Genomic DNA, 14,848 nt, shown 5'->3' on the forward strand with positions numbered 1-14,848 from the left:
ATGCGCTCGGCTGCGTACCGTGCCTCTCCCGACGGAGGCGAGCGCATGAGCGGGGCTCGGCCGGGTGGACCGGCGTTGGCCGGCATGGGCATGGGCCCGCAGCGCGCCCGCGACTTCAAGGGCACGTTGCGGCGGCTGGCCGATCGCCTGCTGCGCGAGCGGTCGCTGGTGTGGGGCCTGGTGCTGTTCGGCACCCTGGCCACGTCGCTGTCGGTCGTCGGCCCCAAGGTGCTGGGTCACGCGACCGACATCGTCTTCACGGGCTACCTGTCCGACCAGTTCCCCGACGGCGCCACCAAGGCCGAGGTCGTCGCGCGGCTGCGTGCCGAGGGCAACGACCAGCTGGCGTCGCTCGTCGGCTCGGTCGACCTGCAGCCCGGGTCGGGCATCGACTTCACGAGCCTGTCGTGGGTGCTGGGCGGCGTGCTGGTGCTGTACGTCATGGCCTCGCTGCTGCAGTGGTTCCAGGGACGCCTGACGACGATCGTCGTCCAGCACACCGTCGCCGACCTGCGCGGCGACGTCGAGGCCAAGCTCAACCGCATGCCGCTGGCGTACTTCGACCGCACCGAGCGCGGCGAGGTGCTGTCGCGCACGACCAACGACATCGACAACATCGCGCAGTCGTTCCAGCAGACCATGAGCCAGCTGCTGACGTCGGTGCTGATGGTCGTCGGCACCCTGACGATGATGATCGTGATCTCGCCGCTGCTGGCGCTCGTCGCGGTCGTGACGATCCCGCTCGCGTTCGTCATCACCAAGGCCGTCACGAAGCGCTCCCAGCCCGAGTTCGTCAAGCAGTGGACGAGCACGGGCCGGCTCAACGGCCACATCGAGGAGGTCTTCACGGGCCACGACGTCGTCAAGGTCTTCGGCCGCCAGAAGGAGGCGCGCGAGGAGTTCGACCAGCGCAACGACGCGGTGTTCGGTGCCTCGTTCAAGGCGCAGTTCATCTCGGGCGTCGTGCAGCCCGTCATGATGTTCGTCGCCAACATCAACTACGTGCTGGTCGCGGTGATCGGCGGGCTGCGGGTCGCGTCCGGCTCGCTCAGCATCGGCGACGTGCAGGCGTTCATCCAGTACTCGCGCCAGTTCACGCAACCCCTGACGCAGGTCGCCGCGATGATCCAGGTGCTGCAGTCGGGCGTCGCCTCGGCCGAGCGGGTCTTCGCCCTGCTCGACGAGGACGAGGAACGGCCCGACGAGGTCGACGCGCCGTTCCCCGATCCTGTGCGGGGGCGCGTCGTGTTCGAGGACGTCTCGTTCTCGTACTCGCCCGACGAGCCGCTGATCGACCACCTCGACCTGGTCGCCGAGCCGGGCCAGACCGTCGCGATCGTCGGGCCGACCGGCGCGGGCAAGACCACGCTGACCAATCTCGTGCTGCGGTTCTACGACCTGACGTCCGGACGCATCACCCTCGACGGCGTCGACATCGCCCGCATGGACCGCGGCCCGCTGCGCCAGAACTTCGGCGTCGTGCTGCAGGACACCTGGCTGTTCAACGGCACGATCCGCGAGAACATCGCCTACGGCGCCGACGACGCCACCGAGGAGCAGGTGCTCGCGGCGTCCGAGGCGGCCTTCGTCGACCACTTCGTCCGCACGCTGCCCGACGGCTACGACACCGTGATCGACGACGAGGGCACCAACGTCAGCGCGGGCCAGCGCCAGCTGCTGACGATCGCGCGGGCGTTCCTGGCCGATCCGTCGATCCTCGTCCTCGACGAGGCCACGAGCTCGGTCGACACCCGCACCGAGTCGCTCGTGCAGGGCGCGATGGAGCAGCTGCGGGCCGGCCGGACGTCGTTCGTCATCGCTCACCGGCTCTCGACGATCCGCGACGCCGACCACATCGTCGTCATGGAGGACGGTCACATCGTCGAGCAGGGCACGCACGACTCGCTGCGCGCGGCCGGGGGAGCGTACGAACGGCTCTACTCGGCGCAGTTCACGGCGCCGGCCTGACGGCGGTCAGGCGATGAAGGCCGTGACGCGGTCCTTCGGACGTCCGATGATCGCCCGGTCGCCGCGCACCAGCACGGGACGCTGCATGAGTCGCGGGTGCTCGACGAGCAGGTCGGCCACCGCATCGGGCGTCGTGACGTCGGCGGGATCGATCCCGAGGCCCGCGAAGAACGAGTCCTTGCGCACCAGGTCGGCGGGCGGGTCATCCAGCCGGCCGATCAGCTCGAGCAGCGCCGGGCGGTCGAGCGGGGTCTTGAGGTACCGGACGACATCGGCCTCGACGCCGGCGGCGACGACCTCGTCGACCGCGTGACGCGACGTGGAGCAGCCGGTGTGGTGGTAGATCACGAGATCGGACATGACCCGATCGTAGGTCGGGGACGGACCGAATTGGAGCGCGGGCACCGGGTCTGGCAGAATGACCCCTTGCGTCCGGTTCGCACGGAGACCCTCTCATCTTCGCGCCGTCCGGCTCACCGATCTCGTCGGCCGTGTCCCCATGCGGCACCGACTGGCTCACCCACATACACACATCTGAGGAGACACCACACTCGTGGCAGTCAAGATTCGCCTGAAGCGTATGGGCAAGATTCGCACCCCGTTCTACCGCGTCGTCGTGGCCGACTCGCGCACCAAGCGCGACGGCCGTGTCATCGAGGAGATCGGCACGTACAACCCCAAGGCCGAGCCCTCGATCATCACGATCGACGGCGAGCGCGCGCAGTACTGGCTCGGCGTCGGCGCACAGCCGTCCGAGGCCGTCGCCGCCCTGCTGAAGATCACCGGCGACATCGGTGGCAACAACACCATGAAGTTCGCCGAGGAGAAGCGCAGCAAGGAAGACATCTTCCAGGACGCGCTGAAGGAGCTCCACGCCGAGCCCAAGGCCGACGCCGTCACCAAGAAGGCCGCCGCCAAGAAGGCCGAGCCGAAGGCTGACGAGGCCAAGGCCGACGAGCCTGCCGCTGAGGAGCCGAAGGCCGACGAGGCCAAGGCCGACGAGCCCAAGGCCGACGACGCCAAGGCCGACGAGGCCAAGGCCTGATCGTGGCGGCCCCCCTCATCGAGGTCATCGAGCACCTCGTCTCCGGCATCGTCGACCACCCCGACGATGTCGTCGTCCGCACCAAGCAGACGCGTGGAGGCGAGCTGTTCGAGGTCCGGGTCAACCCGGACGACCTCGGCAAGGTCATCGGCCGTCAGGGCCGCACGGCCACGGCCATCCGCAAGGTCGCGGGCGCGATCGCCGGTCACGGCGGCGCGCGCATCGACTTCGTGGACGTCGATCGTCGTAGCTAGATCATCGACATGTTGGTCGTCATCGGCCGCATCGGCCGCGCCCACGGCATCCGTGGAGAGCTGAACGTCGACATCCGAACGGACGAGCCCGACCGGCGATTCGCCCCGGGCTCGTCCGTCGTCTGTGCCGGACGCACGCTGACCGTGAAGACCGCCCGCCACCACGGCGGACGTCTCGTCGTCTCCTTCGTCGAGGTCGCCGACCGCACGGCCGCCGAGAAGCTCCACGGCACGGTCCTCGAGGCGCTCGTCGACCCCGCCGACACCCCCGACGACCCCGACGAGTTCTACGACCACCAGCTGGTCGGGCTCGAGGTCCGCAGCACCGGCCCTGACGCCGACGATCGTGTCGTCGGCACCGTCACGGGTCTGGTCCACCTGCCGTACCAGGACACCCTGACCGTCGACGTCGACGGTCGCGAGGTGTTCATCCCGTTCGTCACCGAGCTCGTGCCGGTCGTCGACGTCGCGGGCGGCTTCGTGACCGTCAAGGACGTCGAGGGTCTGCTCGACCCGACGCAGGCCGAGAACGCCGCGTCCGACCTCTCCGGCGACTGAACCATGCGCATCGACGTCGTCTCGATCTTCCCCGCCTACCTCGACGCGCTCCAGCTGTCGCTGGCCGGCAAGGCGCAGAGCTCGGGCCTGCTGCAGATCCGCACCCACGACCTGCGCACCTTCACGAGCGATCGTCACCACACCGTCGACGACACCCCGTACGGCGGGGGAGCGGGCATGGTCATGAAGCCCCAGCCGTGGGGTGACGCCCTCGACGAGATGGCCACCGACGAGACCGTCGTGGTCGTGCCGACGCCGTCCGGCACGCCGTTCACCCAGCGGATCGCCGAGCGGCTGAGCGGCGAGCAGCACCTGCTGTTCGCCTGCGGCCGCTACGAGGGCATCGACCAGCGGGTCATCGACGAGGCCGGTGAGCGCTGGCGGGTCGAGGAGATCTCGCTCGGCGACTTCGTCCTCAACGGCGGAGAGGTCGCGGCGCTGGCCATCATCGAGTCGGTCGTGCGGCTGATCCCGGGGTTCATGGGCAATCCCGCCTCGCTCGTCGAGGAGTCGCACGGCGAGGACGGCCTGCTCGAGTACCCCGTGTACACCAAGCCGTCGTCGTGGAGGGGGCGCGACGTCCCCGACGTCCTGCTGTCGGGCAACCACGGCGCGATCGCGGCCTGGCGCCACGAGCAGGCCCTCGAGCGCACCCGTCGCCGACGTCCCGACCTGCTCGCCTGACCCCGGCCGCCGTGCGTGGGACGCCCCACCTGCCTGCGGTACGAGGAATTAACACGGGCGCCGCTGCCGTAACACGCCCGTCATCCTCAGGCAAGCCTCAGAAAACCTCTCACCGACACAGTGACACTGCACTGAGCGCAGCAGCGTCGCTGTCCGCTCGGCCGGCTCGCCCCCCACGAGAGGTATTTCGCATGGATCTGTCTTCTGCCTGGTTGCTGCTCACCGCAGCCCTGGTGCTCTTCATGACGCCCGGACTGGCGTTCTTCTACGGAGGCCTCGTCAAGGCCTCGAGCGTGGTGTCGATGATGATGCTGAGCTTCGGCGCGATGGGACTCGTCGCCGTCCTCTGGGTCCTCTACGGCTTCAACATGGCCTTCGTCGACGGCAGCAGCGGAGACTGGATCCCCGAGGTCGTCGGCAACGCGTTCTCCGACTTCGGCATGGCCGACGCGGCGCAGGCCGCGTTCGCGGGCGAGGGTGAGCTGACGCTCGCCGGCGTGATCTTCGGTGGCACGTTCGCGATCATCACCGTCGCGCTGATCTCGGGCGCGATCGCCGACCGCGCCCGCTTCTTCCCGTGGATGGTCTTCGCCGGACTCTTCGCGACGCTGGTCTACTTCCCGGTCGCCGCCTCGGTGTTCTCGTTCGTCACCGACGACGAGGGCGTCCCGACGTTCACGGGCTGGGTCGGCCAGCTCGGCGGCCACCTGGGCCTCGACGTCGGCACGATCGACTACGCCGGTGGCACCGCGGTCCACATCAACGCCGGCGCCGCGGCGCTCGCGCTCGCGATCGTCCTGGGCAAGCGGGTCAACTTCAGCCGCGAGCTCCAAAAGCCCCACAACGTCCCGCTCGTGCTGATCGGCGCGGCGATCCTGTGGTTCGGCTGGTTCGGCTTCAACGGCGGCGCCGCCCTGGCGACCGGCACGGCCGGCACCAACGGGTCCGCGGGCCTGATCTTCGTCAACACGCTGGTGGCCCCGGCCGCCGCGCTGCTGGGCTGGATCCTGGTCGAGCACTTCAAGAACGGCAAGGCCACCGCGGTCGGCGCCGCGTCGGGCATCGTCGCCGGCCTCGTCGCGATCACGCCGGCGTGCGCCAACCTGTCGCCGCACTGGTCGATCGTGCTGGGTCTGCTCGCCGGTGGCGTCTGCGCCATCGCGATCGAGTTCAAGTACAAGCTCGGCTTCGACGACTCGCTCGACGTCGTGGGCATCCACCTCGTCGGCGGTGTCATCGGCACGCTCTACCTGGGCTTCTTCGCGATCGGCACGGGCCTGTTCACCGGCGGCGGCAACCTCGACCAGTTCATCGTGCAGCTGATCCCGGCCGCCGCGGTCGGCGCCTACTCGTTCGTCGTCGCCTTCATCCTGGGCACGATCATCGACAAGACGATCGGCTTCCGCATCCAGGAGGACGAGGAGGCCGCCGGCATCGACTCGGTGCTGCACGGCGAGACGGGCTACGCGCTCAACTGACGCCCGCACCTCCGCACGACCCGACGCGCCCACCGGTACGCCCGGTGGGCGCGTCGTCGCGTGCCGGCCCGAGCCGACGGGCGGGAGGCGATTGGCTCCGGACGGGCGCCCTGTGGCAACATTGACCCTTGGCGCCGGACGGATCTGCCACAGGGGAGCCGTCGATCATCGCCAACTCATCCTTTTGATCCAACCCATCCGTGGGTGACCTGTGGCACCAGCGAGGAGCACAACCATGACCAACCTCATCGACCAGGTCGCCAGCGCGTCGCTGCGCACCGATCTGCCGGCCTTCCGCCCGGGCGACACGCTCGAGGTCCACGTGAAGGTCATCGAGGGCAGCCGCTCGCGCATCCAGGTCTTCAAGGGCGTCTGCATCAAGGTCCAGGGCTCCGGCGTCGGCCGTACCTTCACGGTCCGCAAGGTCAGCTTCGGCGTCGGCGTCGAGCGCACCTTCCCGCTGCACACCCCCGTGATCGACCACATCGATGTCGCGATCCGCGGCGACGTGCGTCGCGCCAAGCTGTACTACCTGCGCAACCTGCGCGGCAAGGCAGCCAAGATCAAGGAGAAGCGCGACGTCTGAGTCGCGCCACCCCATGACCGACCGGTCCCTGGAGCCCTCGCCGTCCGCGGCGGGGGCTCCTGCCGTTCCCGCACCCCTCGACTGGACGCTGCGACCCGCCAGCCCCGACGACGCCCTGTGGATGGCCGAGCTGCGCGCCGTCGTGATGCGGCCCGACCTCGAGCGCCTCGGCCGCTACGACAGCCATCGGGTGCGGCGACGGTTCCTCGACGCCTACGAGGCCCGTCACACGCAGGTCGTGCTGGTCGGGGGTGAACCGGTCGGCCTGTTCGCGGTGCGGCCCGAGCCGGGCGAACGGTGGTTCGAGCACCTGTACCTGCGGTCCGACGTGCAGGGGCGTGGCCTCGGCGGGCAGCTGATGGCGCACGTGCTGCGGCGCGACGACGACGCACGTCCGTTCCGCCTCGACGTCCTGCAGGGGAGCGCGGCGCGGCGCCTCTACGAGCGGCACGGCTTCGTGGTCGAGCGCGAGGACGCCGTCGACGTCTGGATGGTCCGGCACTGAGGCGTCGGGCCGCGTCCACCGTCGACGGCTACGATCGGCGGGTGCCCACGACGAAGCGACGCCTGCCGATCTGGCAGGAGACGATCCTGCTGGTGGTCGTGGCGGTCGTCATGGCCGTCGTGGTCAAGACGTTCTTCGTGCAGGCCTTCTACATCCCGTCGGGCTCGATGGAGCCGACCATGATGATCGACGACAAGATCCTCGTGCAGAAGGTCTCCTACTGGGCCGGCGACGTGCACCGCGGCGACGTCGTCGTGTTCGACGACCCGGGTGGCTGGCTGCCGGTCTCCGACAGCGCGCGCCCCGGCAACGCCGCCCAGGAGGCGCTCGAGCGGATCGGGCTGTTCCCGAGCGGCGGCCACCTGATCAAGCGGGTCATCGGCGTGGGGGGCGACCACGTCGTGTGCTGCTCGAAGGGGCGGCTCACGGTCAACGACGAGCCGATCGACGAGCCGTACCTGCTCGACGAGACGGCGACGGCCGACACCCCCTTCGACGTCACGATCCCCGCCGGCCGCCTGTGGGTCATGGGCGACAACCGGGGCAACTCCGAGGCGTCGCCGCAGCACCTCGGCGACCCGGGAGGTGGCTTCATCCGCGAGTCCGCGGTCGTCGGCAAGGCGTGGCTGCGGCTGTGGCCGCTGGGCCGCGCAGGCTTCGTCGACGGGACGTCGGCGTTCGACGACGTCCCCGCTCCCTGAGCCCGCGAACACGTTCCAGACGTCCGTCGGCCTGTTGAGGTCTGGGGCTAGGCTCTCCGGGTGACTGACACGAAGAAGCGACAGCTCCCGGTCTGGCAGGAGTCGATCCTTCTGGTCCTCACCGCCATGGTGATGGCCGTCGTCGTCAAGACGTTCTTCCTGCAGGCGTTCTACATCCCGTCGGAGTCGATGGAGCCGACGATGCTGGTCGACGACAAGATCCTCGTGCAGAAGGTCTCCTACTGGGGCGGCGACGTGAAGCGCGGCGACGTCGTCGTGTTCGACGACCCGGGGGGCTGGCTCGGTCCCGACGAGTCCCAGCGCGCCAGCAACCCCGTGCAGAGCGTGCTCGAGAAGGTCGGCCTGTTCCCGACCGGGGGCCACCTGATCAAGCGGGTCATCGGCGTCGGCGGCGACACCGTCGAGTGCTGCACGGACGGCAAGCTGACCGTCAACGGGGTCAAGCTCGACGAGCCCTACCTGCTCGACGAGACCGCGACGAAGGACCAGACCTTCGAGGTCAAGGTCCGCAAGGGCTACCTGTGGGTCATGGGCGACAACCGCGGCAACTCGTCCGACTCTCGCGCGCACCAGGCCGATCCGGGCGGCGGGCAGGTGTCGGAGAACGCCGTCGTCGGCAAGGCGTGGGTGCGGGTGTGGCCGCTCGGACGCGCGGGATTCATCAAGAAGCCGTCGACCTTCGACGAGGTCAACGGCAGGTGACCCGCACGACCGGCGGCGCCGTCACCGGCACGAGACGCCCGTCCGTGCCGACCCTGCGCATCGAGCGGCAGATGCTGCGGTCCGGCCTGTCCGCGGTCGCCGGGTGCGACGAGGTGGGCCGGGGCGCGCTCAGCGGGCCCGCGACCGTCGCGATGGTCGTGGTGACCGCCGACAGCAAGCCGGCCCCGTTCGGGGTGCGCGACAGCAAGCTGCTGACGCCGCAGGCCCGTCAGGCGCTGGTGCCACGCATCCGGCGATGGGCCGCGGCGTCGGGGGTTGGCCACGCCAGCCCCGCCGAGATCGACCAGCTCGGCATCATCGCTGCGCTGAGGCTCGCGGGCCACCGGGCGCTCGCCGGGCTGCCCGTGATGCCCGACACCGTGCTGCTGGACGGCAACCACGACTACCTGAGGTTCCCGGACCCCGAGCAGCTCGAGGGCGCCGTGCCCGCGCCGAGGGTGCTGTCCGAGGTGCCCCCGGTGGTCACGATGATCAGGGCCGACCTGAGGTGCGCGGCGGTGGCGGCTGCCAGCGTCCTGGCCAAGACGGCGCGCGACGCGATCATGACGGAGCTGGCCGCCGACCACCCGCACTACGGCTGGGACGAGAACAAGGGGTACGCCAGCTCCCACCACGTCGCGGCCCTCCGCGCCCACGGCCCGAGCGAGCAGCACCGTCGCAGCTGGCGGCTGCCCGGGTGCGACGACCGACCGGCGGACGCCGACGTACCCGTGCGCCCGTGACCGGAGTGTCAGCGCGGCCGCACGCCATCTGTCTGTAGCCTTGCGCCATGAGTTCGGAAGACCTGGAGCGGTACGAGTCGGAGATGGAGCTCGCGCTCTACCGCGAGTACCGCGACGTCGTGTCGATCTTCAAGTACGTCGTCGAGACCGACCGGCGGTTCTACCTGTGCAACGCGGTCGACGTGAAGGTGCGCTCCGAGACGGGCGACGCCTACTTCGAGGTCTCGATGAACGACGCCTGGGTGTGGGACATCTACCGCCCGGCCCGCTTCGCCAAGAACGTCAAGGTGCTGACCTTCAAGGACGTCAACGTCGAGGAGCTGCAGGACTCCGACGTCAAGGTGCCCGAGAGCGCCTGACGCTCGCGCAGGCTTCCGTCCACAGCTGACCGGGGTCGCGCGCGGCGTCCACAGGACGTCCGCGGGGCCTGTCGCACGTCGCGGGCGGCGACGACGCTGGACGCATGACGTATCAGCGCAGCAAGTCCGTCGGCCAGTACGGCGAGCGGGTCGCGGCCGATCATCTCCGCGGGCTCGGGATGGTCGTGCTGGCGACCAACTGGACGTGCCGGTTCGGCGAGATCGACATCGTGGCCCGTGACGGCTCGACCCTCGTGATCTGCGAGGTCAAGACCCGCACGTCCCACGAGCACGGCGGTCCGTTCGAGGCCGTCACGGGGCAGAAGGCCGCGAGGCTCCGCCGGCTCGCGACGCACTGGCTCGAGGTGCACGACGTCTCGCCGCCCAGCGTCCGCATCGACGTCGTCTCGGTCGTGGTGCCGCCGAAGGGCGGCCCGATCGTCGAGCGCATCGCGGGGGTGGCCTGATGGCCGCCGCGACCCACTCGGTGACCCTCGACGGTCTGTCGGGTCGGGCGATCGAGGTCGAGGCCGACATCGGGGGAGGCCTGCCGCAGACCGTGCTGGTCGGCCTCGTCGACACGATGGTCACCGAGGCGCGCGACCGGTGCCGGTCGGCGGTGTCCAACTCCGGCACGACGTGGCCCGACCAGCGGGTCACGATCAACCTGGCGCCGTCGACGCTGCCCAAGAGCGGCTCGCACTACGACCTCGCGATCGCGCTGGCGGTGTTCGCGGCCAAGTCGCTGATCCCGGCCGATCAGCTGACCGGCTCTGCCTTCCTCGGCGAGCTGGCCCTCGACGGCCGGCTGCGGGCGATCCGCGGCGTGCTGCCGGCGACGATGGCCGCCGCCGAGGCGGGCTTCGACCGCGTGTTCGTGCCGGAGGTCAACGTCCCCGAGGCCGAGCTCGTCCAGGGCATCGCGGTGGTCGGGGTGCGGTCGCTGCGGCAGACCGTCGCGCTGCTGACGGGGCAGGAGCAGCCCGACGACCCGCCCGTCCCGCCGCTCGACGACACCCCGTCGATCTCGTGGACGTCCGGCGACCGGCTGGCGCACCTCGACCTCGCCGACATCTCCGGGCAGGACGACTCGCGCATGGCGCTGCTGGTCGCGGCAGCAGGAGGGCACCACCTGCTCATGACCGGGCCGCCCGGCATCGGCAAGACCATGCTGGCCCAGCGGTTGCCGGGCCTGCTGCCCGACCTGACGCACGAGCAGTCGCTGGCGGTCAGCGCGGTGCACTCGGTCGCGGGCGTCCTGCCGAGCGACGCCCCGCTGCTGACGCGACCGCCGTTCCTCGACCCGCACCACACCGCCAGCGCCGTCTCGATCGTCGGCGGGGGCAGCCGGGCCATCAGGCCGGGGGCACTGAGCCTGGCCCACCACGGGGTGCTGTTCCTCGACGAGGCGCCCGAGTTCGCGTCCAACGTGCTCGAGGCCCTGCGGCAGCCGCTCGAGAGCGGCCACGTCGTGGTGTCGCGGGCGGCGATGACGGCTGCCTTCCCGGCCCGGTTCCAGCTCGTCCTCGCCGCGAACCCGTGCCCGTGCGGGCTGGGCTCGTCGGCGGGCGACCAGTGCCGGTGCACGCCGCTGATGCGACGACGCTACGCCGACCGACTGTCGGGCCCGATCCGCGACCGCGTCGACATCCACCGGGTGCTGACCTCGATGTCGCGCCCCGAGATGGCGTCCGCCATGACGGGAGCGCGGTCGACGTCCGATCTCGCAGCGACGGTCGCGGTGGCCCGCGAGCGTCAGGCCCGTCGCCTCGACGGCACGGCCTGGCGGCTCAACAGCGAGGTGCCCGGCGTCGATCTGCGCAAGCGGTGGCCCGTGCGCGACGAGGGTCGCGTGCTCGTCGACCAGCAGCTGCGCACGCTCAAGCTCAACGCCCGCTCGGCCGACCGCATCCTGCGGCTCGCGTGGACGATCGCCGATCTCGTCGGCCACGACGTCCCGGGCGCCGACGACGTCGAGGCGGCGCTGTCGCTGCGGCGCGGCACGGCCCTGGGCGGGGCGATGCGCGACCTGGTGCAGACCGCGTGACGCGCCTCGACCGCATGGCGCTGAGCCTGGTCGTCGAACCGGGCGACCCGCGGCTCACGACGCTGCTGGCCGAGCACGAACCGGGACGGGTCCTGGCGGCCGTCCGGGGTGACCGGACGCTGCCGGGCGCCCGCGTGCCCGATGCGTGGCGCGAGCGCGCCGGCGACCTCGACCTCGCCCTCGAGACGACCCGGGCGCGGGCCGCGGCCTCCGGGCTCCGGTGGGTGTGCCCGGGCGACCGCGGGTGGCCCGAGCGCCTGGGCGACCTCGACCACGTCGAGCCCCTGCACGGCTCGGGTGGCTCACCGCTGGGGCTGTGGCTGCGGGGGAGGGGCGAGCTCGACGCGACGACCGAGCGCTCGGTGGCGGTGGTCGGCGCCCGTGACTGCACGACGTACGGGGCCGAGTGCGCGTCCGACCTCGGCGCCGACCTGGCCGACGGCGGGTGGACCGTGGTCAGCGGCGCGGCCTACGGCATCGACGGCTGCGCCCACCGCGGGGCGCTGGCGATGGACCGGCCGACGGTCGCCGTGCTGGCCTGCGGTGCCGACGTCGACTACCCGCGCTCGCACGCGACACTGCTCGGACGCATCGCCGAGGACGGTCTGGTGGTCAGCGAGCAGGCGCCGGGCCAGACGCCGATCAGGAGCCGCTTCCTGTCGCGCAACCGCATCATCGCGGCGCTCAGCATCGGCACCGTGGTGGTCGAGGCGGCCGTGCGCAGCGGATCGCTCAACACGCTTCACTGGGCCGACCAGCTCGGACGCGTCACGATGGCGCTGCCGGGCCCCGTCACGTCCACGGCATCGGGTGGCGCGCACGCCGCGGTGCGCGAGGGCCGGGCGGTGCTGGTCACGAGTGGCGCGGACGTCGTCGAGGAGGTGGGCGGCCTCGGGGCCGACGAGTCGGCCGAGGTCGTCCCGCAGACCGAGTTCGACCTGTTGCCGCCCACGGCCCGGTCCACGCTCGACGGTCTCGACTGGCGCGAGCCGCTCTCGGCGGCCGCCGTCGCGGCGCGGGTGCGTCTGACGGAGGGGCAGGTGAGGATCTCGCTCGCCGACCTCGAGGGCCGTGGGCTGGTGCGGCGAGAGGGCACCGGCTGGCTGCTGGAGCGACGCGCCGACGTCGACCGACGCGCGTGACGCCCTGCCGGCGTCCGCGTGGGCCACACTGGGACGGATGACTGCCGAGACCCGCGACGAGCTGACCGAGGCGTGGTCCGCCGTGCTCGCGGCGTACGAGCAGCACCTGACGGCCGAGCGCGACCTGTCGGCCCACTCGGTGCGGGCGTACCTGACCGATGTCGAGAGCCTCGCGTCGCACGCCGGACGGCTGGGGGTCGGCGATCCGGCCGATCTCACGATCCGCGTGCTGCGCAGCTGGCTCGCCCATCTCAAGACGATGGGCAAGGCGCGCACGACGCTGGCCCGTCGCTCGACCGCGGCGCGCGTGTTCACGACGTGGCTCGTGCGCACGGGCCGGTCGACGAGCGATGCCGGGGCGCTGCTGGTCAACCCCACCGCGCACCGCGAGCTGCCCGTCGCCCTGAGCCAGACCGAGGTGCGCGCCCTGATCGACGCGACGACCGCGGCACTCGTCGACGACGGGGCCAGGGGGCTGCGCGACCTGGCGGTGCTCGAGCTGCTGTACGCCACCGGCATCCGCGTGGGCGAGCTCGTCGGCCTCGACGTCGACGACCTCGACCGCGAGCGGCGCGTCGTGCGGGTGTTCGGCAAGGGACGCAAGGAACGATCGGTGCCGTACGGACTGCCGGCGTCTGACGCGATCGAGCTCTACCTGCAGCGGGGACGGCCCCAGCTGACGGTCGAGGGCAGCGGAGCCGCGATCTTCCTGGGCTCCCGCGGCGGGCGGATCGACCAGCGCGCCGTCCGGCGCATCGTCCACGAGCGCATCGCCGCGGTCGACGGGGCACCCGACCTCGGGCCCCACGGGCTGCGTCACACCGCCGCGACGCACCTGCTGGAGGGCGGCGCCGACCTGCGCAGCGTGCAGGAGATCCTCGGGCACGCCTCGCTCGGGACGACGCAGATCTACACGCACGTCAGCACCGAGCGGCTACGCCGAGCGTTCACCCAGGCGCACCCACGGGCCTAGTCGGCCGTCCGTCAGAGCCGCGACATGGGGTCGACGGGCGTGCCGGCGTCGATGACCATGAAGTGCAGGTGGCAGCCGGTCGACATCCCCGTCGTGCCGGACCGCCCGATCACGTCGCCGACCGCGACGGTGCTGCCGACAGGCACGGCCGCCACGGACAGGTGGGCGTACGAGGTCTCGAGGGCGGGCCCGTGCCGCAGGGTGACGCGCAGACCGTAGGCTCCCGCGTCGCCGCTCGACTCGACCGTCCCGCGGGCCGCGGAGTGCACCGGGGTGCCGCACGGCACGCCGAAGTCGGTGCCGTCGTGCAGCTTGCGCACGCCGGTGACGGGGTGCACCCGCATGCCGAAGGGCGACGTGACGGGCCCGCCGACCGGACGCCTGAACGTCCCGTCCGCTCCGGGGGGCGGGGCAGGCGGCGTGCCGTCGGGGCTGATCAGGCGGAAGCGTGCGTGGGCGAGCAGGTCGAGCGGGTCGCGGTAGTCGGACCCGGCCCGACGGCCGAGGTGCAGGCACGCGCCGGGGCAGTGGCTGTGCTCGCCGAGCAGCGTCCCGATGACCTGGCGGGCCGCGACGGCGTCGCCGACCCGCACCCTCGCGGCGACGGGCTGGTAGGTCGAGCGCTCGGCACCGTGGTCGATCGTCACGACCGGCACGCCACCGACCCGGCCGGCGAACGTCACCCGGCCGGGCGCCACGGCCCGCACCGGGTCGCCGACCGCCCCCGCGAGGTCGACGCCGCGGTGGCCGGCCCCGTACCGGTCGGCCGGCGGGTCGAAGCGCTCACCGACCGAGTGCCGGTCGAGCGGCCACGACCACGGCTCGGACGAGGCGACGGCCGGCAGGGGCAGCAGACCCACGACCACGGCCGCGACGGAGATGGAGACGGCGGTGGCGGTGGTGGTGGTGGTGAGACGACGGTGCATGGGATCCATGCAACGACGGCGCGCGGGACGGCCACAGCGGCACGCGTCGCGCTGGGGACGCGCAGGAGAAGCGATCCGGCGCTGTGGATTTCGTCGCGGACGGGGGAGTGCCCTAGACTGGTGGCACTCACCTCCGCGGAGGTGAAATTCGCGCGC

At 71.5% G+C, this 14,848-nt stretch carries 18 protein-coding genes; 16 read left to right on the forward strand and 2 right to left on the reverse strand.

Annotated elements, in window-relative coordinates; all coding sequences use genetic code 11:
* Positions 1–45 precede the first annotated feature (45 nt).
* Entirely contained in the window at positions 46–1,968 is a 1,923-nt protein-coding gene (locus tag IFT73_RS03340; protein WP_197983473.1) for an ABC transporter ATP-binding protein, read from the forward strand.
* A gap of 6 nt (positions 1,969–1,974) precedes the next feature.
* Here IFT73_RS03340 and IFT73_RS03345 read toward each other — a convergent pair whose 3' ends face one another.
* A complete protein-coding gene (locus tag IFT73_RS03345) occupies positions 1,975–2,328 on the reverse strand; it encodes an ArsC/Spx/MgsR family protein (RefSeq protein WP_192166375.1) in 354 nt (117 codons plus the stop codon).
* Positions 2,329–2,521: 193 nt separating this feature from the next.
* Between IFT73_RS03345 and rpsP the strand changes: the two genes are divergently transcribed.
* The 15 genes from rpsP to IFT73_RS03420 all read left to right on the forward strand — a co-directional run bounded on the left by rpsP (position 2,522) and on the right by IFT73_RS03420 (position 13,766).
* Positions 2,522–3,013, forward strand: a complete 492-nt coding sequence (gene rpsP, locus IFT73_RS03350; protein WP_192166376.1) for a 30S ribosomal protein S16 — start codon at positions 2,522–2,524, stop codon at positions 3,011–3,013.
* A gap of 2 nt (positions 3,014–3,015) precedes the next feature.
* Entirely contained in the window at positions 3,016–3,267 is a 252-nt protein-coding gene (locus IFT73_RS03355; RefSeq protein WP_056607645.1) for an RNA-binding protein, read from the forward strand.
* Positions 3,268–3,276: 9 nt separating this feature from the next.
* Positions 3,277–3,825, forward strand: coding sequence for a ribosome maturation factor RimM (gene rimM, locus IFT73_RS03360; RefSeq protein WP_192166377.1), 549 nt, complete (start codon positions 3,277–3,279; stop codon positions 3,823–3,825).
* A gap of 3 nt (positions 3,826–3,828) precedes the next feature.
* On the forward strand, positions 3,829–4,509 hold the full coding sequence (gene trmD, locus IFT73_RS03365; protein WP_192166378.1) for a tRNA (guanosine(37)-N1)-methyltransferase TrmD: 681 nt from the start codon (positions 3,829–3,831) through the stop codon (positions 4,507–4,509).
* Positions 4,510–4,700: 191 nt separating this feature from the next.
* On the forward strand, positions 4,701–5,987 hold the full coding sequence (locus IFT73_RS03370; RefSeq protein ID WP_192166379.1) for an ammonium transporter: 1,287 nt from the start codon (positions 4,701–4,703) through the stop codon (positions 5,985–5,987).
* 235 nt (positions 5,988–6,222) lie between these two features.
* Complete coding sequence (gene rplS / locus IFT73_RS03375) at positions 6,223–6,573, forward strand: 50S ribosomal protein L19 (RefSeq protein WP_192166380.1); 351 nt, start codon at positions 6,223–6,225, stop codon at positions 6,571–6,573.
* A 13-nt stretch (positions 6,574–6,586) separates the two neighbouring features.
* Positions 6,587–7,078 carry a GNAT family N-acetyltransferase gene (locus IFT73_RS03380; RefSeq protein ID WP_192166381.1) on the forward strand — a complete coding sequence of 164 codons (492 nt, stop codon included), beginning with the start codon at positions 6,587–6,589 and terminating at the stop codon, positions 7,076–7,078.
* A gap of 41 nt (positions 7,079–7,119) precedes the next feature.
* Positions 7,120–7,779, forward strand: coding sequence for a signal peptidase I (gene lepB, locus IFT73_RS03385; RefSeq protein ID WP_371811142.1), 660 nt, complete (start codon positions 7,120–7,122; stop codon positions 7,777–7,779).
* 60 nt (positions 7,780–7,839) lie between these two features.
* Positions 7,840–8,502 (forward strand): signal peptidase I, encoded by a 663-nt coding sequence (gene lepB, locus IFT73_RS03390; RefSeq protein WP_371811143.1) that lies wholly within the window; start codon positions 7,840–7,842, stop codon positions 8,500–8,502.
* Positions 8,499–9,245: a ribonuclease HII gene (locus IFT73_RS03395; RefSeq protein ID WP_371811144.1), complete on the forward strand. Its 747-nt coding sequence runs from the start codon at positions 8,499–8,501 to the stop codon at positions 9,243–9,245. Before lepB (IFT73_RS03390) ends, IFT73_RS03395 begins: the two co-directional genes overlap by 4 nt.
* A 47-nt stretch (positions 9,246–9,292) precedes the next feature.
* On the forward strand, positions 9,293–9,604 hold the full coding sequence (locus IFT73_RS03400) for a DUF2469 domain-containing protein (RefSeq protein ID WP_056607655.1): 312 nt from the start codon (positions 9,293–9,295) through the stop codon (positions 9,602–9,604).
* Between the two features lie 104 nt (positions 9,605–9,708).
* Positions 9,709–10,071 carry a YraN family protein gene (locus IFT73_RS03405; protein ID WP_056607657.1) on the forward strand — a complete coding sequence of 121 codons (363 nt, stop codon included), beginning with the start codon at positions 9,709–9,711 and terminating at the stop codon, positions 10,069–10,071.
* Positions 10,071–11,651, forward strand: a complete 1,581-nt coding sequence (locus IFT73_RS03410; RefSeq protein WP_197983475.1) for a YifB family Mg chelatase-like AAA ATPase — start codon at positions 10,071–10,073, stop codon at positions 11,649–11,651. Before IFT73_RS03405 ends, IFT73_RS03410 begins: the two co-directional genes overlap by 1 nt.
* Positions 11,648–12,793: a DNA-processing protein DprA gene (dprA, locus tag IFT73_RS03415; RefSeq protein WP_197983476.1), complete on the forward strand. Its 1,146-nt coding sequence runs from the start codon at positions 11,648–11,650 to the stop codon at positions 12,791–12,793. The genes IFT73_RS03410 and dprA overlap by 4 nt, the downstream gene beginning before the upstream one ends.
* A 37-nt stretch (positions 12,794–12,830) precedes the next feature.
* On the forward strand, positions 12,831–13,766 hold the full coding sequence (locus IFT73_RS03420) for a tyrosine recombinase XerC (protein ID WP_192166382.1): 936 nt from the start codon (positions 12,831–12,833) through the stop codon (positions 13,764–13,766).
* Between the two features lie 11 nt (positions 13,767–13,777).
* Here the strand turns inward: IFT73_RS03420 and IFT73_RS18790 are convergent, their stop codons facing one another.
* Positions 13,778–14,692, reverse strand: coding sequence for a peptidoglycan DD-metalloendopeptidase family protein (locus IFT73_RS18790; protein ID WP_244632843.1), 915 nt, complete (start codon positions 14,690–14,692; stop codon positions 13,778–13,780).
* Positions 14,693–14,848: the final 156 nt, after the last annotated feature.

Origin of the sequence: Aeromicrobium sp. CFBP 8757, from assembly GCF_014841755.1 — a bacterium.
GTDB lineage: Bacteria > Actinomycetota > Actinomycetes > Propionibacteriales > Nocardioidaceae > Aeromicrobium.

Coding starts and splice junctions, on each gene's coding strand:
- IFT73_RS03400 (WP_056607655.1), top strand. CDS start 9,293: ATGAGTTCGGAAGACCTGGAGCGGTACGAGTCGGAGATGGAGCTCGCG.
- IFT73_RS18790 (WP_244632843.1), bottom strand. CDS start 14,692: ATGCACCGTCGTCTCACCACCACCACCACCGCCACCGCCGTCTCCATC.
- rplS (WP_192166380.1), top strand. CDS start 6,223: ATGACCAACCTCATCGACCAGGTCGCCAGCGCGTCGCTGCGCACCGAT.
- IFT73_RS03380 (WP_192166381.1), top strand. CDS start 6,587: ATGACCGACCGGTCCCTGGAGCCCTCGCCGTCCGCGGCGGGGGCTCCT.
- IFT73_RS03345 (WP_192166375.1), bottom strand. CDS start 2,328: ATGTCCGATCTCGTGATCTACCACCACACCGGCTGCTCCACGTCGCGT.
- IFT73_RS03405 (WP_056607657.1), top strand. CDS start 9,709: ATGACGTATCAGCGCAGCAAGTCCGTCGGCCAGTACGGCGAGCGGGTC.
- IFT73_RS03420 (WP_192166382.1), top strand. CDS start 12,831: ATGACTGCCGAGACCCGCGACGAGCTGACCGAGGCGTGGTCCGCCGTG.
- IFT73_RS03370 (WP_192166379.1), top strand. CDS start 4,701: ATGGATCTGTCTTCTGCCTGGTTGCTGCTCACCGCAGCCCTGGTGCTC.
- rimM (WP_192166377.1), top strand. CDS start 3,277: ATGTTGGTCGTCATCGGCCGCATCGGCCGCGCCCACGGCATCCGTGGA.
- IFT73_RS03340 (WP_197983473.1), top strand. CDS start 46: ATGAGCGGGGCTCGGCCGGGTGGACCGGCGTTGGCCGGCATGGGCATG.
- trmD (WP_192166378.1), top strand. CDS start 3,829: ATGCGCATCGACGTCGTCTCGATCTTCCCCGCCTACCTCGACGCGCTC.
- IFT73_RS03410 (WP_197983475.1), top strand. CDS start 10,071: ATGGCCGCCGCGACCCACTCGGTGACCCTCGACGGTCTGTCGGGTCGG.